This window comes from Pseudomonas imperatae, from assembly GCF_057128625.1.
This window is the reverse complement of the sequence record NZ_JBSKHP010000047.1, coordinates 1-23,762: the sequence shown is the minus strand read 5'-3', so window position 1 is coordinate 23,762 and position 23,762 is coordinate 1. Positions and strand designations below refer to the sequence as shown.

The following is a 23,762-nucleotide window of genomic DNA, read 5'->3' as shown; positions in this document are numbered from 1 at the left end:
AAGGGCCCTGCGGGCTGCCGCCTGGTCAACGCCTCCAGTCGGCCCGGGCGCTTTACGGGGCATACAATCAAGATCAACAGCCAGATCAAGATCAACGGCCAGATCACAAGCAGATCACAAGCAGATCACAAGCAGATCACATGCAGATCACAGGCAAACCCCACGCCGCAACGGTGGGGCGGGGGAGCTTTTTTTGCCTGGCGGCAGCACCTTTCGCGCTACTATCGAGTCGATACCTCCACCCACCGAATGGAACTCGTCGAGTCGATTTATGAAAAAAGCAGTAGGTATAGCAGCCGGTGTCATCATTGCCGCCGGCGTCGTGGCCACGGCCGGGGCCTGGTACACGGGCACGCGTCTTGAGGGCGTGCTGCAGGACGCCATCGCCCAGGCCAACACGCAGATGGCCCAGTCGGGCCGCAACGCCGACGGCAGCCCGCAGTTCAGCGCCGAGCTGGTGTCGCTGGACCGCCATCTGTTCAGCAGCACCGCCCACTACCGCCTGAACGTGCAACTGCCCCACGCCCAGCCAGCGCATTTCCTCCTGGTGGACCATATCGAGCACGGCCCGCTGCCGCTGTCGCGCCTGCTGACCCTGCGCCTGGCGCCGGTGATGGCCGCCAGCAACACCGAGCTGGAAAACAGCCCCGACTCGGCCAAGTGGTTCGCCATGAACAACGGCCAGGTGCCGGTCAAGGGCCGCTCGGTCATCCACTACGGGCTGAGCAGCGAGACCACTTTCGACTTCTTGCCGCTCGAGTCCAAGGAACCGGGCAAAACCCTGAAGTTCTCGGGCCTGACCTTGACCGTCAACGGCACCGCTGATGCCCACAAATATGAGCTGACGGGCAACATGGATAGCCTTTCCGTCGACGTTGCCGGCGAGAACGGCCCGGTGCATGCCGACGCCAAGGGCCTGACCATTTACAGCGGCGGCACCAAGGGCGAGTCCGGGTTCTACCTGGGCCACACCGAGCTCAAGCTGGCCAGCGCCAACGTGCAGACCCCCAACGCCCCGGCCGTGGCGGTGACTGGTTTCAGCGGCAGCGGCCTGATGCAGGAGGTGGAAGGCAAGCTGGCCGCCGAGGCTACCTACGAGATCGCCTCCATCACCGTCGGCAACCAGCCGATTGGTGCGGCGCAGATGGTGTGGAAGCTGAATAATTTCGACATCCCGGCCAGCAAGTCGCTGTATGCGCTGTACGTCGCCAAGATCGCCCCGCAACAACAGGCTGCCGCAGCTGCCGGCGTGCCCCTGGCGCTGAAGCTGAGCGCTGCCGACCAGCAGCAGTTGAACACCGACCTGCTGGCGCTGCTGGCGGCCAAGCCGCACATCGAGTTGGAAAAACTGTCGCTGAAGACCGCCAACGGTGAAAGCCAGGCTAACCTTGTGGTCGACCTGGCGAACCCGGGCACCCTGGACCAGCCGTCCGAAGGCCTGGGCAAGAAGGTGATCGGCCTGCTGGACGCCAACGTCACCCTGTCCAAGCCCATGCTGATGGACCTGGCCAGCGCCCAGGCGCACCTGCAGGGCCAGACCGACAAGGACGCGGTGGCGTTGCAGGCCAAGAACGTCAGCGATTCCATCAGCGGCATGGCAGTGATGAGCCAGCTGGGCAAGGTCGAGGGTGACAACGTCACCAGCCGCCTGCACTACGCCGACGGCATGGTGACCTTCAACGGCCAGAAGATGACCGTGGAGCAGTTCGCCGGCTTCATCGGCAACCTGCTGGGGCAGCAGCAAGCGCAACGCTGACATCCCGGGACGCGGCCTGGCGGCCGCTGCTACAGGTGTGCGTAGCAGCGGCCGCGTCGCTTCAGCCTCGGCTGAGCAGCGCCGCCGTCCCCGCACCCCCGAACAACGCCGCGCTGACGCGGTTGAACCAGCTCTGCCCGCGGCCACTGCGCAGGTAGCGCGCCGCGCCGTGGGCACCCAGGCCGTAACCCAGCTTGCACAGCAGGTCGAGCACCGCCCAGGTGGCGATCATGATGCCCAGTTGCGCCGCCAGCGAGTGCTCGGCGTTGAGGAACTGCGGCAGGAAGGCGGCGAAGAACAGGATGTCCTTGGGGTTGCTGGCGCCCAGCGCGAACGCGCGCCAGAACAGCGCGCCAAAGCGTGGCGCGGGCAGGGCAGCGGGCACCTCGGCGGCGCTGGGCGCGCGGCGCGACTGCTGCCAGCTTTGCCAGGCGAGGTAGAACAGGTACAGCGCGCCGACGATCTTCAGCGCGCTGAACACCTGCTCCGAAGCCATCAACAACGCCCCCAGGCCCAGCGCCGAGGCGCTGAGCAGGCAGATGGAAGCACTCACGCCACCCAGGAACGCTGGGTAGGAGCGGCGCAGGCCGTAGTTCAGGCTGTTGCCAATCATCAGCAGCGACAAAGGGCCGGGGATGACGATCACCACCAGCGCCGCGGCGCTGAACAACAGCCAGGTTTCCACACTCATTGTTTTTCTCCTTGGATAAGGCCTTCGCACAAATCCGTAGCCGCTGCCGCAGGCTGCGCTGGCCCTCTGCTACGCCGCAAATCTACAGCGTACTCAAGGGCCAGCGCAGCCTGTCGGCAGCGGCTACGGGCGGCGGTGAAGCCGAAATATTACAAGAACACAAACTTGGCGATGAATATCGCACACAGCACCCACAGGCTCACCGAGATATCGCGGTGCTTGCCGGTGCCTGCCTTCAAGGCCACGTAGGTGATGAAGCCCAGGGCAATGCCGTCCGCCACCGAGAAGGTCAGTGGCATCATGATCAGGGTGACGATGGCCGGAATGCTGTCGGTGGCCTCGTCCCAGTTGATGTGGGCCATGCCGCCCATCATCAGCATGGCCACGTAGATCAGCGCGCCGGCGGTAGCATAAGCCGGAATCATGCCAGCCAGCGGCGCGAAGAACATCGCTGCGACGAACAGCAGGCCCACGGTGACCGCCGTCAGCCCGGTGCGGCCACCGGCGGCCACGCCCGCGGCACTTTCCACGTAGCTGGTCACCGGTGGCACGCCGACCATGGCGCCGAACACGCTGGAGGCGCTGTCGGCCTTCAGGGCGCGGGAGAGGTTTTCGATGCGGCCCTCGGCGTTCACCAGGTTGGCGCGCTGGGCCACGCCCATCAGCGTGCCGGCGGTGTCGAACATGTGCACGAACAGGAAGGCCAGCACCACGCTGATCATGCTGACGTTGAACACCCCGGCCACGTCCATGGCCATCCAGGTGGGCGCCAGGCTGGGCGGCAGCGAGAACACCCCGCCGTATTGCACGATGCCAAGGCCCCAGCCGATCAGGGTGACGCTGACGATGCTGATGAGGATGGCGCCGAACACCCGGTGGTAGCTGAGCACGGCAATCATCAGGAAGCACAGCGCGGTCAGCAGGGGCCCGGCCTCATGCAGCGAGCCGAGCTTGATCAGCGTGGCCGGGCTGGCGACGATAATGCCCGAGGTCTTCAGGCCGATGACGCCCAGGAACAAGCCGACGCCGGCGCCCATGGCATGGCGCAGGCTGACCGGGATGCTGTTGAGCAGCCACTCGCGCACCCGCGACAGGGTCAGCACCATGAACAGCACGCCGGAGACGAACACCGCACCCAGGGCTGTCTGCCACGAGTAGCCCATGGTGCCGACCACGGTGTAGGTGAAGAACGCGTTCAGGCCCATGCCCGGCGCCAGGCCCACTGGCCAGTTGGCGTACAGGCCCATCAGCAGGCAGCCCAGGGCGGCGGCGATGCAGGTGGCGACGAATGCCGCGCCATGGTCGATGCCGGCGTCGGCCATGATGTTGGGGTTGACGAAGATGATGTAGGCCATGGTAATGAAGGTGGTCAGGCCGGCGATCAGTTCGGTGCGCACCGTGGTGCCATGCACGCTCAGCTTGAACAGGCGTTCCAGCAGGCCGCGCCGCAGGGGCGGGGCCAGGTCCAGGGGGGCGGCTTCGGATTTATTGCTTTCCACAGCGAGTTACTCCTCAAGGCTTTTGTTGTTTTCCGAAGCCGTGCGCACCTGCGCGCGGCCCCGTGAGGCAGGTAAAGGTGGTGGTGCCGGCGACCCGTTATTATTTGACCTCTGGGTCAGGAAAGTCGCTCGAGGGGATTATGCGTTTGTATACAAATAATGCAAATAATGTTTTTGATTTTGTGCGCAGTTTATTTGCCGATCGCGCTATATGGCCGTCGCCAGTGGTTGCCAAGTGCCGCTATGCTTGAACTGACACAAGCCCGTGGCCCTGTGTACAATGGGCCTTACTGCCGCAAAACCTTCACCTTCGAGTGCCCATGAACGAACAGCTGCAACCTCTCAAGAAACCTACGCGCGCGGCCAAGGCCGGGCGCCTCGGCACCCAGGACGACATCGTCTACGCCCATATTTTCGAGGCCATTCTCGAACAGCGCCTGGCGCCCGGGACCAAATTGAGCGAGGAAGCGCTGGGTGAGATCTTCGGCGTCAGCCGCACCATCATTCGCCGCGCGCTGTCGCGCCTGGCCCATGAAGGCGTGGTGCTGTTGCGCCCCAACCGCGGCGCGGTCGTGGCCAGCCCCAGCGTGGAAGAGGCGCGGCAGGTGTTCTTCGCCCGCCGCATGGTGGAGCGCGCCATCACCGAGCTTGCGGTGGAGCACGCCACGGCCGAGCAACTGGCCGAACTGCGGCAGATGGTGCTGGATGAGCGCGACAGCTTCTCGCGCGGCGACCGTGGCGCCGGCATTCGCCTGTCGGGGGAATTCCACCTCAAGCTGGCCGAGGCGGCGAAAAACGCACCGCTGATCAGCTTCCAGCGCAGCCTGGTGTCGCAGACCTCGCTGATCATCGCCCAGTACGAAAGCGGTAACCGCTCGCACTGCTCCTACGATGAACACACCCAGCTGATCGACGCCATCGAGGCCCGCGACGCGGCCCTGGCGGTGGACCTGATGATGCACCACATGGACCACATCGACAGCAAGCTCAACCTGGACGAGGAAAGCGCTTCGGACGACCTGCATGCGGTGTTCTCGCACCTGTTGCAGGGCAAGAAGGGTGGTAAATAACGGACGCGGCCTGTGGCCGCTGCTACAGGGGGTGTAGCAGCGGCCGCAGGCCGCGTCCGGGATCAACGCTGATGCACCTTGCGCCCCGCCGCATAGGTCTGCTGCACGGTGCGGTCATCCCCCAGGGTGGTCAGCACAAACAATGTCTCTTCAATGCTCTTGGACTGCTGGATGCGGTAGCCCAGCAGCGGCGTGGCGTTGTAGTCCAGCACCACGAAGTCGGCGTCGCTGCCCGGCTGCAGGTTGCCCACCTTGTCTTCCAGGCGCAGCGCCCGGGCGCCGCCCAGGGTGGCCAGGTACAGTGATTTGAATGGGCTCAGGCGCGCGCCCTGCAGTTGCATCACCTTGTAGGCTTCATTCAGCGTCTGCAGCAGCGAGAAGCTGGTGCCGCCGCCCACGTCCGTGCCCAGGCCGACGTTGAGCTTGTGCTTCTCGGCCTGGGGCAGGTTGAACAGGCCGCTGCCCAGGAACAGGTTCGAGGTGGGGCAGAAGGCAATCGCCGAGCCGGTCTCGGCCAGGCGCGCGCATTCCTCGTCGCACAGGTGCACGCCGTGGGCGAACACCGAGCGCTCGCCCAGCAGCTGGTAGTGGTCGTACACGTCCAGGTAGCCCTTGCGCTCGGGGAACAGCGCCTTCACCCACTCGATCTCCTTGAGGTTCTCGCTGATGTGGGTCTGCATATAGACGTTCGGGTATTCCTTGAGCAGCTGGCCGGCCACGGTCAGTTGCTCGGGGGTGCTGGTGGGCGCGAAGCGCGGGGTGACCGCGTAGTGCAGGCGGCCCTTGCCGTGCCAGCGCTCGATCAGCGCCTTGCTGTCGGCGTAGCTGCTTTCGGCGGTGTCCACCAGGTAGTCCGGCGCGTTGCGGTCCATCATCACCTTGCCGGCGATCATGCGCAGGTCGAGCTTTTCGGCCGCCTCGAAGAAGGCGTTCACCGACTCGGGGTGCACGCTGCCGAACACCAGCGCGGTGGTGGTGCCGTTGCGCAGCAGTTCCTTGATGAAGATGTCCGCCACTTCATCGGCATGGGCCTTGTCGGCGAACTGGCTTTCGAACGGGAAGGTGTAGGTGTTCAGCCAGTCCAGCAGCTGCTCGCCGTAGGAGGCGATCATGCCGGTCTGCGGCAGGTGGATGTGGGTGTCGATGAAGCCGGGGGTAATCAGCGCGTCGGCGAAGTGCTCGATGGCAACGTCGGCTGGCAGGCTCGGCAGCAGCGCCTCGGCGTGGCCGACGGCGGCGATCACGCCGTGCTCCACCACCAGCAGGCCGTCGGCGAAGTATTCATAAGAGGCGTCGATGCCTACTTCGGCGGGGTCGCCGATGCTGTGCAGGATGGCGGCGCGGTAGGCTTTGCGGGTCAGGCTCATGGGTATCAATGTCTCAGGCTTGGCTGCGTCGCGAGTGCGGCAGCAGTTGGGCAATGGGTTCGGCACCGGCAGTGGCCAGGCCGAAGTTGGCGTTGTAGGTGGCGATGATTTCGGCGGCCACGGACACGGCGATTTCAATCGGCAATTTGCCTTTGACGTCGGCCAGGCCCATAGGGCACCTCATGCGTTGCACAACCTGGGGGTCGAAGCCGCGGTCGCGCAGGCGGTGTTCGAATTTCACCCGCTTGGTCTTCGAACCGATCAGGCCGAACCAGGTGAAATCGTTGCGCTTGAGGATAGCCGCGGTCAGCTCCAGGTCGAGCTGGTGGTTGTGGGTCATGACGATGCAGTAGCTGCCCGGCGGCAGGTTGTCGACTTCGTCCACCGGTTCTTCGTTGACGATCTTGCGCACCCCCTCGGGGAGCTGCGCGGGGAATTCCTGCTCGCGCGAGTCGATCCAGGTGACGCGGCAGGGCAGGGCGGCCAGCAGTGGCACCAGCGCGCGGCCGACGTGGCCGGCGCCGAACACGGCGATGCGCGCCTGCACCTGGCCCATGGGCTCGAACAGCAGCACGGTGACGCCGCCGCAGCACTGGCCCAGGCTGGCGCCCAGGCTGAAGCGCTCCAGGTGTGTGCCCTGGCGGCCGTTGGCGAGCATCTCGCGGGCGATGTGCATGGCCTTGTATTCCAGGTGCCCGCCCCCGATGGTGTCGTACAGCTGGGTGGCGCTGACCACCATTTTCGAGCCTGCGTTGCGTGGGGTGGAGCCCTGCTCCTCGATGATGGTGACGAGCACGCAGGGTTCGCCCTGCTGCTGCAGCTCGGCGAGGGCGCTGATCCAGTTATTCATGCACATACCCTCCGTAGCAGCGGCCGCAGGCCGCGTCATGGACGCCGCAATTTAAGGGGTGAATTCGACGCAGCCTGGCGGCAGCTGCTACGGGGGTCATGAGGTGACCTCCTCGGTGATTGGGGTGGCGCTGGCGGCCATGGCCTTACGCATCTGCTCGCACCCCCACAACACCCGCTCCGGCGTGGCCGGGGCGTCGATGTTGGGCTGCACCTTGTAATCCGCCAGGCTCGCTACCGCGTCCTTGATCGCGCACCAGGCGGCAATTCCGAGCATGAACGGCGGCTCGCCCACGGCCTTGGAATGGAACACCGTGTCTTCGGGGTTCTTGCGGTTTTCCACCAGCTTCACCCGCAGGTCGGCCGGCATGTCGGCCACCGCCGGGATCTTGTAGCTGGCCGGGCCGTTGGTCACCAGCTTGCCCTTGGCGTTCCACACCAGCTCCTCGGTGGTCAGCCAGCCCATGCCCTGGATATAGCCGCCTTCCACCTGGCCAATGTCGATGGCCGGGTTCAGCGAGGCGCCCACGTCGTGCAGGATGTCGGTGCGCAGCATCTTGTACTCGCCGGTCAGGGTGTCGACCACCACCTCGGCGCAGGCGGCGCCGAAGGCGAAGTAGTAGAACGGCCGGCCGCGCGCCTGGCTGCGGTCGTAGAAGATCTTCGGGGTCTTGTAGTAGCCGGTGCTGGACAGCGACACCTGGCCCATCCACGCCTGCACGATCAGGTCGGCGAACGGCATCACCAGTTCGCGCACGCGCACGTGGCCGTTGCGGAATTCGACGTCTTCCTCGCTGACCGCGTACTTGCGCGCGGCAAACTCCACCAGGCGCTGCTTGATGGTCTCGGCAGCGTTCTGCGCGGCCTTGCCGTTCAGGTCGGCGCCGCTGGAGGCTGCCGTCGGCGAGGTGTTGGGCACCTTGTCGGTGTTGGTGGCGGTGATCTGGATGCGGCCGATGTCCACCTGGAACACCTCGGCCACCACCTGCGCGACCTTGGTGTTGAGCCCCTGGCCCATCTCGGTGCCGCCGTGGTTGAGGTGGATGCTGCCGTCGGTGTAGATATGGATCAGCGCGCCTGCCTGGTTGAGGAAGCTGGCGGTGAACGAGATACCGAATTTCACCGGGGTCAGCGCCAGGCCTTTCTTCAGCACCGGGCTGTGGGCGTTGAAGCGGCGGATGGATTCGCGGCGCTCCTGGTATTCGCTGCTGGCCTCAAGGTCGGCGGTCATTTCCTCCAGCAGGTTGTGCTCCACCGTCTGGTAGTAGTGGGTGACGTTGCGCTCGGTCTTGCCGTAGTAGTTGGCCTTGCGCACGGCCAGCGGGTCCAGCGCCAGGTGGCGGGCGATGCGGTCCATCACCTCCTCGATGGCGACCATGCCTTGGGGGCCGCCGAAGCCGCGGTAGGCGGTGTTGGAGGCGGTGTTGGTCTTGCAGCGGTGGCCGTTGATGGTGGCGTCGCCCAGGTAATACGAGTTGTCGGCGTGGAACATGGCGCGGTCGACGATGGATGCCGACAGGTCCGGCGAGTAGCCGCAGTTGCCGGCCAGGTCCATGTTGATGCCGTGCAGGCGGCCGCTGTCGTCGAAGCCCACGTCGTATTCGACGTAGAAGGGGTGGCGCTTGCCGGTCATGGACATGTCTTCCACCCGCGGCAGGCGCATCTTGGTCGGCTGGCCGGTGAGGTGCGCGACCACCGCGCACAGGCACGCCGGGCTGGCCGCCTGGGTTTCCTTGCCGCCGAAGCCGCCGCCCATGCGGCGCATGTCGACGACGATCTTGTTCATCGACACGTCCAGCACCTCGGCCACCAGCTTCTGTACCTCGGTGGGGTTCTGGGTGGAGCAGTAGACGATCATGCCGCCGTCCTCGGTGGGCATCACCGAGGAGATCTGCGTTTCCAGGTAGAAGTGCTCCTGGCCGCCGATGTGCAGGGTGCCTTGCAGGCGGTGCGGGGCGCTGGCCAGGGCGGTGTCGGCGTCGCCACGCTTGTGGGTGTGGCTGTCGAGCACGTAATGCTGCTTGCGGAAGGCCTCGACCACGTCGAGCACCGGTTCCAGGTCTTCGTATTCGATAATCGCGGCCATGGCCGCCTTGCGCGCGGTCTCCAGGTCGCGCGCGGCCACCGCCACCACCGGTTGGCCGACGAACTCCACCAGGTCGATGGCCAGCAGCGGGTCGCCGGGCAGCAGCGGGCCGATGTCCTTCAGGCCCGGGATGTCTTCGTGGGTAATGGCAATGCGCACGCCGGGGAAGGCGTAGCAGGGCGTGGTGTCGATCTTCACCACCCGCGCGTGGGCGCGGTCCGACAGCCGTGCGTACACGTGCAGCTGGTTGGGAAATTCCAGGCGGTCGTCGATGTACTGCGCCTCGCCGGAAACATGCTTGTCGGCGCTGTCGTGCTTGACGCTGCGGCCAACGCCAGTGGTCAGGCCCTGGGCAAAGCGTTCGGCCAGTTGCGCCTGGGTGAGGGTTTCGCCGTGATGGTTAGACATAAGCGGTCACCCGGGTCTCGATGTAAGGCGATTGCTGCTCGATGAAGTACTTGCGCAGCAGGTTCTGGGCGGCCAGCAGGCGGTATTCCTTGCTGGCGCGGAAGTCGGACAGCGGCGTGAAGTCCTCGGCCAGGGCGGCGCAGGCGGCTTCCAGCGTGGCATTGTTGAACACCTTGCCCAGCAACGCGGCTTCGCAGGCCTGGGCGCGCTTGGGAATGGCGGCCATGCCACCGAAGGCGGCGCGCACGTCGGTGACCACGCCGTCTTCCAACGCCAGGTTGAAGGCGGCGCACACGGCGGAGATGTCATCGTCCAGGCGTTTCGACACTTTATAGGCGCGGAAGCTGCGCCCGGCCTGGGCGCGGGGCACGATGATCTTCTCGATGAACTCGCTCTCCTGGCGCGCGGTGATGCGGTAGTCGATGAAATAGTCTTCCAGCGCCAGGGTGCGCGTGGCGTTGCCCTTGCGCAGCACGATCTGCGCGCCCAGGGCAATCAGCAGGGGCGGGCTGTCGCCGATGGGTGAGGCGTTGCCGATGTTGCCGCCCAGGGTGCCCTGGTTGCGGATCTGCAGGCTGGCGAAACGGTGCAGCAGTTCGCCAAAGTCCGGGTATTCGGCGCTCAGTGCGTCGTAGCAGTCGGTGAGTGGCGTGGCAGCGCCGATCTCCAGGCGGTCGTCGAAGTGCTCGATGCGCTTCATTTCGGCGACGTTGCCCACGTAGATCATCACCGGCAGGGTGCGGTGGAACTGCGTCACTTCCAGCGCCAGGTCGGTGCCGCCGGCCAGCAGCCGTGCCTCGGGGTGCGAGCCATACAGGTCGGCCAGGTCGGCGACGGTCAGCGGTACCAGGCAGCGTTTGTCGCCGCTGTTCAGTTCACCCGTCTCGGTGGGGACGATGGCCTTGAGGCGGGCGATGGTCTCGGCCTCGGCGGCGTCGAACTGGTCCGGTGCCTGCTGGCAGCAGGCCTGTTCGGCAGCGGCCAGGATAGGGCGGTAGCCGGTGCAGCGGCACAGATTGCCGGCCAGGGCCTCGTGGGCCTTGTGCGAGTCGGGTTCGGCGCTGTTCTTCTGCAGGGCGAACAGCGACATCACGAAGCCCGGGGTGCAGAAGCCGCACTGCGAGCCGTGGCAGTCGACCATGGCCTGCTGCACGCTGTGCAACTGGCCCTTGTGCTTGAGGTCTTCGACGCAGATCAGCTGTTTGCCGTGCAGCGACGAGACAAAGGTGAGGCACGAGTTCAGGCTGCGGTAGCGCAAGGCCTCGCCTTCCAGTTCCGCCACCACCACGGTGCAGGCGCCGCAGTCGCCGCTGGCGCAGCCCTCCTTGGTGCCGGGCTTTTTCAGGTGCGTGCGCAGGTATTCCAGCACGGTGAGGTTGGGGTCCAGGGCGTGTTCACTGCGCAATTCCCTGTTGAGTAGAAACTGGATCACGGAAGGCCTCGCTGACACATTTATTGTTGTTGACCGATAGCATTGAATTTAGCAGTTCTGACTTTGCGGTCAACAGTTTTCTGACTCAAAAGTCAGGATTTCGGGCGAGTGGAAATCTCGCCTGCAGGCAACATTTGATTTATTTGCTTATTCCATGCCAAAAGGCCATGTCGCCCTCTGCGTTTCCGGGGGGCAAGTGCGCTACACTTCGCCGCTTGCCACGTTTGAAGAGTTTGAAGGACAACCATGACGTTCAAGGCGCCGGACAGCCTCTCCGAGCAAATCGCCGATTACCTGGCCGAACGCATCATCCAGGGCGAACTTGCGCCCGGTGAGCGCATTCAGGAACAGAAGGTCACGGCGGCGCTCAATGTCAGCCGCGGCTCGGTGCGCGAAGCGCTGCTGATCCTGGAGCGGCGCCATCTGATCGCCATCCTGCCGCGTCGCGGTGCACACGTGACCGAACTCAGCGCCCATAAGGTGCAGAGCCTGTGCGCCTTGATGAGCGAGATGTACATCCTGCTCGGCAACGCCGTGGCCCTGCGTTGGCAGGGCCCGGCCGAGCTCGAGCCGTTCGTGGCCATCCAGCAGCGCCTCACCGCCAGCCTCGAGCGCCAGGACATCAAGGCCTTCGTCGAGGACAGCTTCAACGTGATGCGCGCCGCCTACCCGTTCGCCGACAACCCCTACCTGCAGGAAACCGTCGAGAACCTGCAGCCGGCCATGAGCCGCACCTATTACCTGGCGCTGGAGCAGCGCAAGGCCACCATGGGCGACTACCTGGCGCTGTTCGACAGCCTGCTGGACGCCGTGGTGGCCCGCGACCTGGTGCGCATCCGCACGGTGCTGGGCGATTACACCCAGCGCAGTTGCCAGTTGGTGCTGGCCGCCCTGGCGAACCGCTGACATGCGCCTGAAGTGCATCCGGCTGGCGGGGTTCAAGTCCTTCGTCGACCCCACCACGGTCAACTTCCCCAGCAACATGGCGGCGGTGGTGGGGCCCAACGGGTGCGGCAAATCCAACATCATCGACGCCGTGCGCTGGGTGATGGGCGAAAGCTCGGCGAAGAACCTGCGCGGCGAGTCGATGACCGACGTCATCTTCAACGGCTCCACCAGCCGCAAGCCGGTGAGCCAGGCCAGCATCGAACTGGTGTTCGACAACAGCGACGGCACCTTGGTGGGCGAATACGCCGCCTACGCGGAGATTTCCATCCGCCGCAAGGTGACGCGCGACAGCCAGAACACCTACTTCCTCAACGGCACCAAGTGCCGCCGCAAGGACATCACCGACATTTTCCTGGGCACCGGCCTGGGCCCGCGCAGCTATTCCATCATCGAGCAGGGCATGATCAGCAAGCTGATCGAGGCCAAGCCCGAGGAGCTGCGCAACTTCATCGAGGAAGCCGCGGGCATCTCCAAGTACAAGGAGCGCCGCCGCGAGACCGAGAACCGCATCCGCCGCACCCACGAAAACCTGGAGCGCCTGACCGACCTGCGCGAAGAGCTGGAACGCCAGCTCGAACGCTTGCACCGCCAGGCCCAGGCCGCCGAGAAGTACCAGGAATACAAGGCCGAGGAGCGCCAGCTCAAGGCCCAGCTGTCGGCCCTGCGCTGGCAGGCACTGAATGAACAGGTGGCCCAGCGCGAAGCGGTCATCGGCACCCAGGAGGTCAGCTTCGAGGCCCTGGTGGCCGAGCAGCGCAACGCCGACGCGGCCATCGAGCGCCTGCGCGACGGCCATCACGACCTGTCCGAGCGTTTCAACCTGGTGCAGGGCCGCTTCTATTCCGTGGGCGGTGACATTGCCCGCGTCGAGCAGAACATCCAGCACGGCCAGCAGCGCCTGCGCCAGTTGCAGGATGACCTGAAGGAAGCCGAGCGTTCCCGCCAGGAAACCGAATCACACCTGGGTCACGATCGCACGTTGCTGGCCACCCTGGGCGAAGAGCTGGAGATGCTCGCGCCCGAGCAGGAAATGACCAGCGCCGCCGCCGAAGAGGCCGCGGCTGCCCTGGAAGAGTCCGAAGCCACCATGCACGGCTGGCAGGAACAATGGGACAGCTTCAACACCCGCTCCGCCGAGCCGCGCCGCCAGGCCGAGGTGCAGCAGTCGCGCATCCAGCAGTTGGACCAGTCCATGGAGCGCCTGGGCGATCGCCAGAGGCGCCTGGGCGAGGAGCGCGCGCAACTGGCTGCCGACCCTGAGGACGCCGCCATCCTGGAACTGGGCGAGCAACTGGCCGCCAGCGACATGCTCATCGAAGAGCTGCAGGCCAGCGAGGCCCAGCAGGTGGAGCGCCTGGAGCAGCTGCGCGAGCAACTGCAACAGGCCACCCGCGACCAGCAGCAGGCCCAGGGCGAGCTGCAACGCCTGAACGGCCGCCTGGCCTCCCTGGAAGCCTTGCAACAGGCTGCCCTGGACCCAGGCACCGGCACCGCCGAGTGGCTGCGCGACCAGCAGCTGGACCAGCGCCCGCGCCTGGCCGAAGGCCTGCGCGTGGAAGCCGGCTGGGAGCTGGCGGTGGAGGCCGTGCTGGGCGCTGACCTGCAAGCGGTGCTGGTGGATGATTTCAATGGCCTGGCACTGGGCAGCTTCGAGCAGGGCGAGCTGCGCCTGCTCAGCGCCGCGCCGGGCACCCCGGCCTTGCCCGGCAGCCTGCTGGACAAGGTCGACAGCCGCACCGATCTCAGCCCCTGGCTGGGCCAGGTCAAGCCAGTGGAAACCCTGGAGGCAGCGCTGGCCGCCCGCGCGCAGCTGCAGCCCGGGCAGAGCCTGATCAGCCGCGACGGCTACTGGGTCGGCCGGCACTTCCTGCGCGTCAGTCGTGCCAGCGATGCCCAGGGCAGCGTGCTGGCCCGAGGCCAGGAGTTGGAAAACCTGGGCCTGGAGCGCGACGAACGCGAAGCCGCCCTGGCCAGCCTGGAAGAGCGCCTGGAGCGTCTGCGCGAGCAGCAACTGCTGCAGGAAGAGGCCCGCGAGCAACTGCGCCGCCAGCTGGCCGACGAGGCCCGCCAGCAGGGCGAACTCAAGGCCCAGCTGTCCGCCGGCCGTGCCAAGGCCGAACAGCTGACCCTGCGCCGCCGTCGGCTCGACGAAGAGCTGGCGGAACTGGCCGAGCAGCGCGCGCTGGAAAGCGAGCAGCTGGGCGAGTCGCGCCTGCAACTGCAGGACGCCCTCGACGCCATGGCCCAGGACACCGAGCAGCGCGAGCTGCTGATGGCCCAGCGCGACAGCCTGCGCGAACGCCTCGACCAGGTGCGCCACGACGCTCGCCAGCACAAGGACCACGCCCACCAGCTGGCCGTGCGCCTGGGGTCCCTGCGCGCCCAGCACGACTCCACCCGCCAGGCCCTGGAGCGCCTGGAGCTGCAGGCCGAGCGCTTGACCGAGAAGCGCGAGCAGCTGTCGCTGAACCTGGAGGAGGGCGAGGCACCGCTGGAAGAGCTGCGCCTCAAGCTCGAAGAGTTGCTGGAACGGCGCATGGCCGTCGACGAGGAAATGCGCCAGGCGAAAATGGCCCTGGAAGACGCCGACAGCGAACTGCGCGACGCCGAGAAGCGCCGCACCCAGGCCGAGCAGCAGTCGCAGATGATCCGCGGCCAGCTGGAGCAGCACCGCATGGAATGGCAGGGCCTGAGCGTGAAGCGCGCCGCCCTGCAGGAACAATTGCACGAGGATGGCTACGACCTGCAAGGCGTGATCGCCACCCTCGACCCCCTGGCCAACGAAAAAGAGGCCGAGGACGAACTGGAGCGCATCAACGCGCGCATCCAACGCCTGGGCGCCATCAACCTGGCGGCCATCGACGAGTACCAGCAGCAGTCCGAGCGCAAGCGCTACCTGGACGCCCAGAACGATGACCTGGTGGAGGCGCTGGACACCCTGGAAAACGTCATCCGCAAGATCGACAAGGAAACCCGCAACCGCTTCAAGGATACCTTTGATCAGATAAATGGCGGTTTGCAGGCCTTATTCCCAAAAGTTTTCGGTGGCGGCAGCGCTTACTTGGAACTGACAGGCGAAGATCTACTCGATACAGGGGTGACCATCATGGCGCGGCCCCCGGGCAAGAAGAACAGCACCATCCATTTGCTCTCTGGTGGTGAGAAAGCGCTGACGGCCCTGGCCCTGGTGTTCTCCATCTTCCAGTTGAACCCGGCGCCGTTCTGCATGCTCGACGAAGTTGACGCCCCGCTGGATGACGCTAACGTTGGACGCTATGCCCGCTTGGTGAAAGAAATGTCCCAAACGGTTCAATTTATCTACATCACCCACAACAAGATCGCCATGGAAATGGCCGACCAGTTGATGGGCGTGACCATGCACGAGCCCGGTTGCTCGCGCCTGGTGGCGGTGGACGTAGAGGAGGCGATGGCAATGGTCGACGCCTGAAAGCGAGCGAATTTGGACCGCTTGCACTTTAATGGCGTATCTGCTGCGACAGACGGTGTAAAGTTATCTTTGGTCGTGCTAGTTTATTGGACATATTTTCGTACGCGTGGGGAAAACGCCTGTCAGAACATAGAGTTGGCGCCACGTTTTAAAGGGGGTTCAAGCCCTTTATTTTTCAGCATTTTTCATAGAGGCACAGGATTAAATGGAAATCGGTCTGCGCGAGTGGCTGATCGTCATCGGCGTCATTGTCATCGCCGGTATTCTCTTCGATGGCTGGCGCCGCATGCGCGGCGGCAAGGGCAAATTGAAATTCAGGCTCGACCGCAGCTTCTCCAACCTGCCGGACGAAGAGCACAGCGCCGAAGTGCTGGGCCCGTCGCGGGTGCTGGAAGAGCAGCGCGAGCCGTCCCTGGACGAGCATGACCTGCCGTCCATGAGCGCCCCTGCGCGCGAGCCGGTGGCGCCCAAGCGCAACAAGAAACAGGAACGCGAGCGTGAACGTGAGCGCGAACGTGCGGTAGCCGAATCGGCCCAGGGCGCCCTGCCGCTGGAGCCCGAGCAGCCGGCGGCCTTCAGCGCCCGCGACCGCGAGGACGACTTCCCGGACGACAAGGCCCCGGCCTTCAACGCCGCGGGCGCTGCCCCGGTGGAACACCGCGACCAGCCCCAGGCCGAGGAAGTGTTGGTGATCAGCGTGATCTCCCGTTCCGAAGGCGGCTTCAAGGGCCCGGCGCTGCTGCAGAACATCCTTGAAAGCGGCCTGCGCTTTGGTGAAATGGACATCTTCCACCGCCACGAAAGCATGGCCGGCAACGGCGAAGTGCTGTTCTCCATGGCCAACGCCGTGAAGCCGGGCATCTTCGACCTGGACGACATCGACCACTTCAGCACCCGTGCCGTGAGCTTCTTCCTCGGCCTGCCAGGCCCGCGTCATCCCAAGCAGGCCTTCGACGTGATGGTGGCCGCGGCCCGCAAGCTGGCCCACGAACTGGACGGCGAACTGAAGGACGACCAGCGCAGCGTGCTGACCGCCCAGACCATCGAACACTACCGCCAGCGTATTGTCGAATTCGAACGCCGGGCGCTGACCCAGAAGCGTTGAGATCGTTGGCCCTGCCCCTGTAGGAGCCGACCTTGGTCGCGATGGGGTTTCACAACACCATCGCCGAACACCTGAAGAGCAGCCCCGGCTGCTCTTTTGCTTTACACGAGAACACACAAGATGACCGCCGCCAACACCCGGATCCTCGAACTGCGCGCCGAACTGGACCTGCACAACTACCGCTACCACGTGCTCGACGAGCCGAGCATCCCGGACGCCGAATACGACCGGCTGTTCCGCGAACTCAAGGCGCTGGAAGCCGAGCATCCGGAGCTGGTGACCGCCGACTCGCCCACCCAGCGCGTGGGCAACTCGGCGCTGACCGCGTTCAGCCAGGTGCGCCACGAGATCCCCATGCTCAGCCTGGGCAACGCCTTCGAAGAAACCGACATGCGCGAGTTCGACCGCCGGGTGACCGAGGGTTTGGACCTGCCGGTCGGTGACCTGTTCGGTGGGGGCGCGGCGGTGCAATACAGCTGCGAGCCCAAGCTCGACGGCCTGGCCGTGAGCCTGTTGTACCAGGACGGCCTGCTGGTGCGCGGCGCAACCCGCGGCGACGGCACCACCGGCGAGGACATCAGCGTCAACGTGCGCACCATCCGCAACGTGCCGCTCAAGCTGCACGGCGAGGGCTGGCCGGCCACCCTGGAGGTGCGCGGCGAGGTGTTCATGTCCAAGGCCGGCTTCGAACGCCTCAACGAAGCGCAGATGGAGGCGGGTGGCAAGACCTTCGCCAACCCGCGCAACGCCGCCGCCGGCAGCCTGCGCCAGCTGGACTCGAAGATCACCGCCAGCCGCCCGCTGGAATTCTGCTGCTACGGCCTGGGCCAGGTGTCCGAGAACATCGCCGACACCCACATCGGCAACCTTGAACAACTGAAAGCCTGGGGCATGCCCATCAGCCGCGAGCTGAAACTGGCCAACGGCATCGACGAGTGCCTGGCCTACTACCGCGACATCGGCGAGCGCCGCAACGCGCTCACCTACGAAATCGACGGCGTGGTGTTCAAGGTCAACAGCCTGGCCAGCCAGCGCGAACTGGGCTTCCGCGCCCGCGAGCCGCGCTGGGCCATCGCCCACAAGTTCCCGGCCATGGAAGAACTGACCGAGCTGCTGGACGTGGAATTCCAGGTGGGGCGTACCGGGGCGGTGACGCCGGTGGCGCGTTTGAAGCCGGTGAAGGTGGCTGGTGTGACAGTCGCCAACGCCACCCTGCACAACATGGACGAAGTGGCGCGCCTGGGCCTGATGATCGGCGACACGGTGATCATCCGCCGCGCCGGCGACGTGATCCCGCAGGTGATGCAGGTGGTCACCGAGCGCCGCCCGGTCGACGCCCGCCCCGTGCACATCCCCGAGACCTGCCCGGTGTGCGGCTCCCACGTGGAGCGCACGCAACTGGTAAAACGCAGCAAGGGCAAGGAAACCGTCAGCGAAGGCGCCGTGTACCGCTGCGTCGGCCGCCTGGCCTGTGGCGCACAGCTGAAGCAGGCGATCATCCACTTCGTCTCGCGCCGGGCCATGGACATCGACGGCCTGGGCGAGAAAAGCGTCGAGCAGTTGGTAGACGAGGGCCTGGTGGGTTCGCCGGCCGACCTCTACACCCTGGGCTTCGAGCAGATCGTCGACTTGGAAGGCTTCGCCGAAGTGTCGAGCAACAAGCTGCTGGAGGCCATCGCCGCCAGCAAGCGCCCGACCCTGGCGCGCTTCATCTTCGCCCTGGGCATTCCCGACGTGGGCGAGGAGACCGCCAAGGTGCTCGCGCGCTCGCTGGGTTCGCTGGAACGCATCATGGTGGCGCTGCCCCAGGTGCTTACTTACCTGCCCGATGTGGGCCTGGAAGTGGCGTACGAAATTCACAGCTTCTTCGAGGACCCGCACAACCGTAAGGTCATCGGCCAATTGCTGGAGCGTGGCCTGGAGCCCCAGGACCAGGGCGACGTGCACGCCGAGTTCGCCGCCAGCACCACCCTGGCCGGGCTGATCGCCAAGCTGGACATCAGCTCGGTCGGCCCCACCGGCGCCGAGAAACTGGTGAGCAAGCTGGGCAGCCTCGACAAGATCATCGCCGCCGACGGCATCGACCTGCGCCAGGCCCTGGCGGCCAAGCAGGCGGACGCGGTGCGCGAGTACTTCCTGGTGCCTGAAAACGCCCAGCGTGCCCTGGCCGTGGAGCAACAGCTGCAAGCCTTCGGCATGCACTGGGGCAGCGAGAAAAAAGTCATCGAAGGCCTGCCCCTCACCGGCCAGACCTGGGTGCTGACCGGCAGCCTGGAGCGCATGAGCCGCGACGTGGGCAAGGAAAAGCTGGAAAGCCTGGGCGCCAAGGTGGCCGGCTCCGTGTCGGCCAAGACCCACTGCGTGGTGGCGGGCCCTGGTGCCGGCTCCAAGCTGACCAAGGCCAACGAGCTGGGCGTAAAGGTGCTCGACGAAGACGCCTTCGTCGCCTTCCTGGAAGGCCACGGCATCACCGCCTGATCATACGATTTCTGTGGGAGCTGGCTTGCCAGCGAGCTTTTCAGGGCCTCAAAAGCTCGCTGGCAAGCCAGCTCCCACAGGGTTACCAATTTATGCAACGATCCCACCGCAGCGCACTCATAAGGAAATGCCAAAACAGCGGGGGTCACCCATGTCACAGCCGGACCAGGACACCATTCAATGGCTCGTGGACCAGTCCATGCTCCACGCCGCCAAGCAACGCGCCCTTCATTACGCAGGTCAAGCCCGCCTGTGGCAACGGCCCTTCGCCGAAGCCCGGCCGCGGGACGCCTCGGCCATCGCCTCGGTGTGGTTCACCGCCTACCCCGCGTCCATCGTCACCCGTGAGGGCGGCTCGGTGTTGCAGGCCCTGGGTGATGAAACCCTGTGGCACGCGCTGTCGGAAATCGGCATCCAGGGCATCCACAACGGCCCGTTGAAACTCTCCGGTGGCCTGCGCGGCCGCGAACGCACCCCCAGCGTCGACGGCAACTTCGACCGCATGAGCTTCGACATCGACCCGGCCCTGGGCACCGAGGCGGAGATGCTCGGCCTGAGCCGCATCGCCGCTGCCCACAACGCCATCGTCATCGACGACGCGATTCCCTCGCACACCGGCAAGGGCGCTGACTTCCGCCTGGCCGAGCGCGCGTACGCCGACTACCCCGGCCTGTATCACATGGTCGAAATCAAGGAAGAGGACTGGCCGCTGCTGCCCGACGTCGAGCCGGGCCGCGACGCGCGCAACCTGCCGCCCGACACCGTCGACCTGCTCAAGGCCAGGCACTACATTGTCGGCCAGTTGCAGCGGGTGATCTTCTTCGAGCCCGGGGTGAAGGAGACCGACTGGAGCGTGACCCCGGTCATCGTCGGCGTCGACGGCAAGGCGCGGCGCTGGGTGTACCTGCACTACTTCAAGGAAGGCCAGCCGTCGCTGAACTGGCTGGACCCCACCTTCGCCGCGCAGCAGATGATCATCGGCGACGCCCTGCATTCCATCGACGTGATGGGCGCACGCATCCTGCGCCTGGACGCCAACGGTTTCCTCGGCGTGGAGCGCCGCGCCGAGGGCAACGCCTGGTCCGAGAGCCACCCGCTGTCGGTGAACGGCAACCAACTGCTGGCCGGCACCATCCGCAAGGCCGGCGGCTTCAGCTTCCAGGAGCTGAACCTGACCATCGATGACATCGCCACCATGTCCAAGGGCGGCGCCGACCTGTCCTACGACTTCATCACCCGCCCGGCCTACCAGCACGCGCTGCTGACCGGCAACACTGAATTCCTGCGGCTGATGCTGCGCCAGGTGCACCACTTCGGCATCGACCCGGCCTCGCTGATCCATGCGCTGCAGAACCATGACGAGCTGACCCTCGAATTGGTTCACTTCTGGACCCTGCACGCCCACGACACCTACCTGTACCAGGGCCAGACCTTCCCGGGCAATATCCTCCGCGAGCACATTCGCGAGGAGATGTACGAGCGCCTGGCGGGCGAGCACGCGCCGTATAACCTGAAGTTCGTCACCAATGGGGTGTCCTGCACCACGGCCAGCATCATCACCGCCGCCCTGGGCATCCGCGACCTGGCGGCCATCACCGCCGAGGACCTGCAGAAGATCAAGCACATCCACCTGCTGCTGGTGATGTACAACGCCATGCAGCCGGGGGTCTTCGCCCTGTCGGGCTGGGACCTGGTGGGGGCCTTGCCGCTGCCGGCCGAGCAGGTCGCGCACCTGATGCAGGACGGCGACACCCGCTGGATTCACCGCGGCGCCTACGACCTGGTGGACCTGGACCCCAGCGCCGAACTGTCCGCCGGCGGCATGCCGCGGCCGCAGACCCTGTATGGCAGTATCACCAGCCAACTGCAGCAGGCCGACTCCTTCGCCAGCCAGCTGAAGAAAATCCTCGCCGTGCGCCGCGCCTACGACATCGCCGCCAGCCGCCAGATCCTTATCCCGGACGTGCAACACCCGGGCCTGCTGGTGCTGGTGCACGAACTGCCGGCGGGGAAGGGCACGCAGATCACCGCCCTCAACTTCAGCGCCGACAGCCTGGTGGAGACCCTGCACCTGCCGGGCATCGCCCCTGGCCCGGTGGTGGACATCATCAACGAGCGGGTGGAAGGCGACCTCACCGACAGCGGCGAATTCACCATCACCCTCGACCCCTACGAAGGCCTGGCGCTGCGGGTGGTCAGCAGTACCCCGCTGTAGCGTCTACGCTGCCCCCCGTCATCCCCGGAGAACGTGCATGTACCGCCTTTTCGAGCAATTGAGCACCCGCATCGCCGCGCCCTTCGTGGGGCAGGACAACCGCCACAGCAAGGTCTGGCACTGCCAGTGCGGCCAGTCGATCTTCTTCCGCAACAGCCAGTGCCTGGCCTGCTCGGCAGCGCTGGGCTACTGGCCGGAGCTGAACCTGCTGTCATCGCTGCAGGCCGGCCCGCAGGCAGGCACCTGGCAGTTGGACGCCGACCTCGACGCCGGCCAGTTCCGCCGCTGCGCCAACCTCGACACCCCGGCTGCCTGCAATTGGCTGGTGCGCGCCGACAGCCCCGAGACCTTCTGCGTGTCGTGCGCGCTGAACCGCACCATCCCCGACCTGTCCGTGGCGGAAAACCCTGAGCGCTGGCGCAAGGTGGAAACCGCCAAGCGGCGCATGGTCTCGCAACTGATCAATCTGGGCCTGGACGTGGTGCCCAAGGTGGTGGACGACGACACCGGCCTGGCCTTCGATTTCATCGGCATCGACCTGGAAGGCAATGCGCCCATGACCGGCCACGCCAACGGCCTGATCACCCTGGATATAAAGGAAGCCGACGACGCCCACCGGGAAAAGGTGCGGGTGATGATGCGCGAACCCTACCGCACCCTGCTGGGCCACTTCCGCCACGAAGTGGGCCACTACTATTGGGACCGGCTGGTGGCGGGCAGCCACTGGCTGGGGGAGTTCCGCAACCTGTTCGGCGACGACAGCCAAAGCTACGCGGATGCCCTGCAACGCCACTACGAACAAGGCGCGCCGCTGGACTGGCAACAACGCTATGTCAGCGCCTACGCCACCATGCACCCGTGGGAAGACTGGGCCGAAACCTGGGCCCACTACCTGCACATGATGGACGCCGTCGACACCGCCCTGGGCTTCGGCATGAGTGCCCGCGACATGGACCTGGATTACCAGCCGTTCCCGCTGGACACCCTGTACGATCCCCAGCACGCCAGCGGTCCTGCGTTCCTGGCCTTCGTCAACACCTGGATCGAACTGGCCGGCATGCTCAATGAGCTGTCGCGCAGCATGGGCCAGCCGGACTTCTATCCCTTCGTGCTGCCGCAGGCGGTCATCGCCAAGCTGCACTTCGTGCACCTGGTGATCCAGGAAGCCGGGGGCAGGGCGGATGAGGTGTTGCAGGTATAGAAGCGTATATAAAAGAAGGGCGCCCATTGGGCGCCCTTCTTCATCACATCGCGCTTACTGCAGCGCGGCCTGCCCAACCCCATTGATAGGGATGCGCTTGGCCTTGGCTTCTTCAGGCACCACGCGCAGCAGGTCGATATTCAGCAGCCCATTGGCCAGCCCGGCAGCCTTGACCTCGATATGGTCAGCCAACCGGAACGACAGCTTGAACGCCCGTTGGGCAATACCCTGGTGCAGATAGGTCACGGCCTCGCCGTTGCCTTCGCGCTTGCCGCCACTGACGGTCAACACGCCTTTCTCTACCTGCAACTCAAGGTCCGACTCCTGGAAGCCTGCGGCGGCCACCACGATGCGGTATTGATCATCGCCATGTTTCTCGACGTTGTAGGGCGGGTAGCTGCTACCCGGCTCGTTACGCGCCGCCGACTCGAACAGATCGTTGAAACGGTCGAAGCCCACGGAATGGCGGAACAGTGGGGCGAGGGAAAATGCGGTAGTCATGGTCAATCTCCTGAACAATCAGCAAGGTTTGGTACGCGACCCGACTTCGGCATCGCGTACTGAACAGATAGGGCTGGCTGATTGGATTTCAAGAAATGGGATGAAAATTTTTTGGCCCCGTTGCGGTGCCGTCGCCAACAGGCGTTGAAGGGGTAAACCCAAGTGTTTGAACCTCTTACGAATTTTTCCTGCAATCAAAGGTTGTATCTTCGCCCAAGACCGGTACAATGGCCCCGCTCGCTGCCAGGCGAGTGTTGTTATGGTGACCCCATCGGTCCCCCCGCAACGATTACCCGTTAACCTGGTCAGGCCCGGAAGGGAGCAGCCACAGCGGGAACATTGTGTGCCGGGGTGTGGCTGGTGGGGTTGCCTCCATTCTCTGCTTTACCTCTCCTTTATATACGATGCTTCACCCTTTCGCCGTGTGGTGATGTGGGGGTGATTTCGTGCGTTCCTTGTATTCGTTCTCTGTTGCCTCGGTTTGAAAATCGGTAGTGGCTTCAAGTGCATGTCATGTGATTGCATCAGGGTCACCAGGTGCCCGGCGTTGTTTTTCTGGCGCCCTCGAGATCGAGCGCCGCCCGCGCGGCGCATCGCGACCAAGGTCGGCTCCTACATCTGTTTCGGGCCAGTTATGCCAGTGCCATCGTGGTGTCCGCATTGTTGGTTCATTGCAGATCTGTGTTGGTGCGACCAGGCGCAACACCT

General features: G+C 65.2%; 15 protein-coding genes and 1 other RNA gene. 9 read left to right on the top strand and 7 right to left on the bottom strand.

Translation table 11 applies throughout. From position 1 onward, the window contains the following. The first annotated feature begins 271 nt into the window (after nucleotides 1–271). Nucleotides 272–1,756 carry a YdgA family protein gene (locus ACWKWX_RS31960; RefSeq protein ID WP_483829866.1) on the top strand — a complete coding sequence of 495 codons (1,485 nt, stop codon included), beginning with the start codon at nucleotides 272–274 and terminating at the stop codon, nucleotides 1,754–1,756. A 61-nt stretch (nucleotides 1,757–1,817) separates the two neighbouring features. Here the strand turns inward: ACWKWX_RS31960 and ACWKWX_RS31955 are convergent, their stop codons facing one another. Then, nucleotides 1,818–2,447: a LysE family translocator gene (locus tag ACWKWX_RS31955; protein ID WP_473003880.1), complete on the bottom strand. Its 630-nt coding sequence runs from the start codon at nucleotides 2,445–2,447 to the stop codon at nucleotides 1,818–1,820. A gap of 149 nt (nucleotides 2,448–2,596) precedes the next feature. Next, the gene (locus ACWKWX_RS31950) at nucleotides 2,597–3,946 is read right to left on the bottom strand and encodes an NCS2 family permease (RefSeq protein WP_483829865.1); all 1,350 of its coding nucleotides are present in this window, start codon (nucleotides 3,944–3,946) and stop codon (nucleotides 2,597–2,599) included. A 320-nt stretch (nucleotides 3,947–4,266) separates the two neighbouring features. On the opposite strand from ACWKWX_RS31950, the gene ACWKWX_RS31945 reads away from it, so the two are divergent. Beyond that, the gene (locus ACWKWX_RS31945; protein ID WP_476300904.1) at nucleotides 4,267–5,016 is read left to right on the top strand and encodes a GntR family transcriptional regulator; all 750 of its coding nucleotides are present in this window, start codon (nucleotides 4,267–4,269) and stop codon (nucleotides 5,014–5,016) included. A 62-nt stretch (nucleotides 5,017–5,078) separates the two neighbouring features. Here ACWKWX_RS31945 and guaD read toward each other — a convergent pair whose 3' ends face one another. The 4 genes from guaD to xdhA all read right to left on the bottom strand — a co-directional run bounded on the left by guaD (nucleotide 5,079) and on the right by xdhA (nucleotide 11,158). Further along, on the bottom strand, nucleotides 5,079–6,383 hold the full coding sequence (gene guaD, locus ACWKWX_RS31940; RefSeq protein ID WP_483829864.1) for a guanine deaminase: 1,305 nt from the start codon (nucleotides 6,381–6,383) through the stop codon (nucleotides 5,079–5,081). A 13-nt stretch (nucleotides 6,384–6,396) separates the two neighbouring features. After that, nucleotides 6,397–7,233, bottom strand: coding sequence for a xanthine dehydrogenase accessory protein XdhC (xdhC, locus tag ACWKWX_RS31935; RefSeq protein ID WP_473003872.1), 837 nt, complete (start codon nucleotides 7,231–7,233; stop codon nucleotides 6,397–6,399). Nucleotides 7,234–7,329: 96 nt separating this feature from the next. Then, nucleotides 7,330–9,726, bottom strand: a complete 2,397-nt coding sequence (xdhB, locus tag ACWKWX_RS31930; RefSeq protein WP_483829863.1) for a xanthine dehydrogenase molybdopterin binding subunit — start codon at nucleotides 9,724–9,726, stop codon at nucleotides 7,330–7,332. After that, nucleotides 9,719–11,158, bottom strand: coding sequence for a xanthine dehydrogenase small subunit (gene xdhA, locus ACWKWX_RS31925; RefSeq protein WP_416425908.1), 1,440 nt, complete (start codon nucleotides 11,156–11,158; stop codon nucleotides 9,719–9,721). Before xdhA ends, xdhB begins: the two co-directional genes overlap by 8 nt. A 246-nt stretch (nucleotides 11,159–11,404) precedes the next feature. On the opposite strand from xdhA, the gene ACWKWX_RS31920 reads away from it, so the two are divergent. The 6 genes from ACWKWX_RS31920 (at nucleotide 11,405) to ACWKWX_RS31895 (ending at nucleotide 22,553) form a co-directional block, all read left to right on the top strand. After that, nucleotides 11,405–12,064: a GntR family transcriptional regulator gene (locus ACWKWX_RS31920; RefSeq protein WP_483829862.1), complete on the top strand. Its 660-nt coding sequence runs from the start codon at nucleotides 11,405–11,407 to the stop codon at nucleotides 12,062–12,064. A gap of 1 nt (nucleotide 12,065) precedes the next feature. Continuing rightward, nucleotides 12,066–15,554 (top strand): chromosome segregation protein SMC, encoded by a 3,489-nt coding sequence (smc, locus tag ACWKWX_RS31915; protein ID WP_483829861.1) that lies wholly within the window; start codon nucleotides 12,066–12,068, stop codon nucleotides 15,552–15,554. 205 nt (nucleotides 15,555–15,759) lie between these two features. Next, complete coding sequence (gene zipA / locus ACWKWX_RS31910; protein ID WP_416425902.1) at nucleotides 15,760–16,659, top strand: cell division protein ZipA; 900 nt, start codon at nucleotides 15,760–15,762, stop codon at nucleotides 16,657–16,659. 120 nt (nucleotides 16,660–16,779) lie between these two features. Then, nucleotides 16,780–19,137, top strand: coding sequence for an NAD-dependent DNA ligase LigA (ligA, locus tag ACWKWX_RS31905; RefSeq protein WP_483829860.1), 2,358 nt, complete (start codon nucleotides 16,780–16,782; stop codon nucleotides 19,135–19,137). A 151-nt stretch (nucleotides 19,138–19,288) separates the two neighbouring features. Beyond that, the gene (gene treS, locus ACWKWX_RS31900; protein WP_483829859.1) at nucleotides 19,289–21,352 is read left to right on the top strand and encodes a maltose alpha-D-glucosyltransferase; all 2,064 of its coding nucleotides are present in this window, start codon (nucleotides 19,289–19,291) and stop codon (nucleotides 21,350–21,352) included. Nucleotides 21,353–21,389: 37 nt separating this feature from the next. Further along, entirely contained in the window at nucleotides 21,390–22,553 is a 1,164-nt protein-coding gene (locus ACWKWX_RS31895) for a zinc-binding metallopeptidase family protein (protein ID WP_483829858.1), read from the top strand. A 54-nt stretch (nucleotides 22,554–22,607) separates the two neighbouring features. Here ACWKWX_RS31895 and ACWKWX_RS31890 read toward each other — a convergent pair whose 3' ends face one another. Then, on the bottom strand, nucleotides 22,608–23,054 hold the full coding sequence (locus ACWKWX_RS31890) for an Hsp20 family protein (protein WP_416425895.1): 447 nt from the start codon (nucleotides 23,052–23,054) through the stop codon (nucleotides 22,608–22,610). A 269-nt stretch (nucleotides 23,055–23,323) separates the two neighbouring features. On the opposite strand from ACWKWX_RS31890, the gene ffs reads away from it, so the two are divergent. Further along, an RNA gene (gene ffs, locus ACWKWX_RS31885) (signal recognition particle sRNA small type) lies at nucleotides 23,324–23,420 on the top strand. Nucleotides 23,421–23,762: the final 342 nt, after the last annotated feature.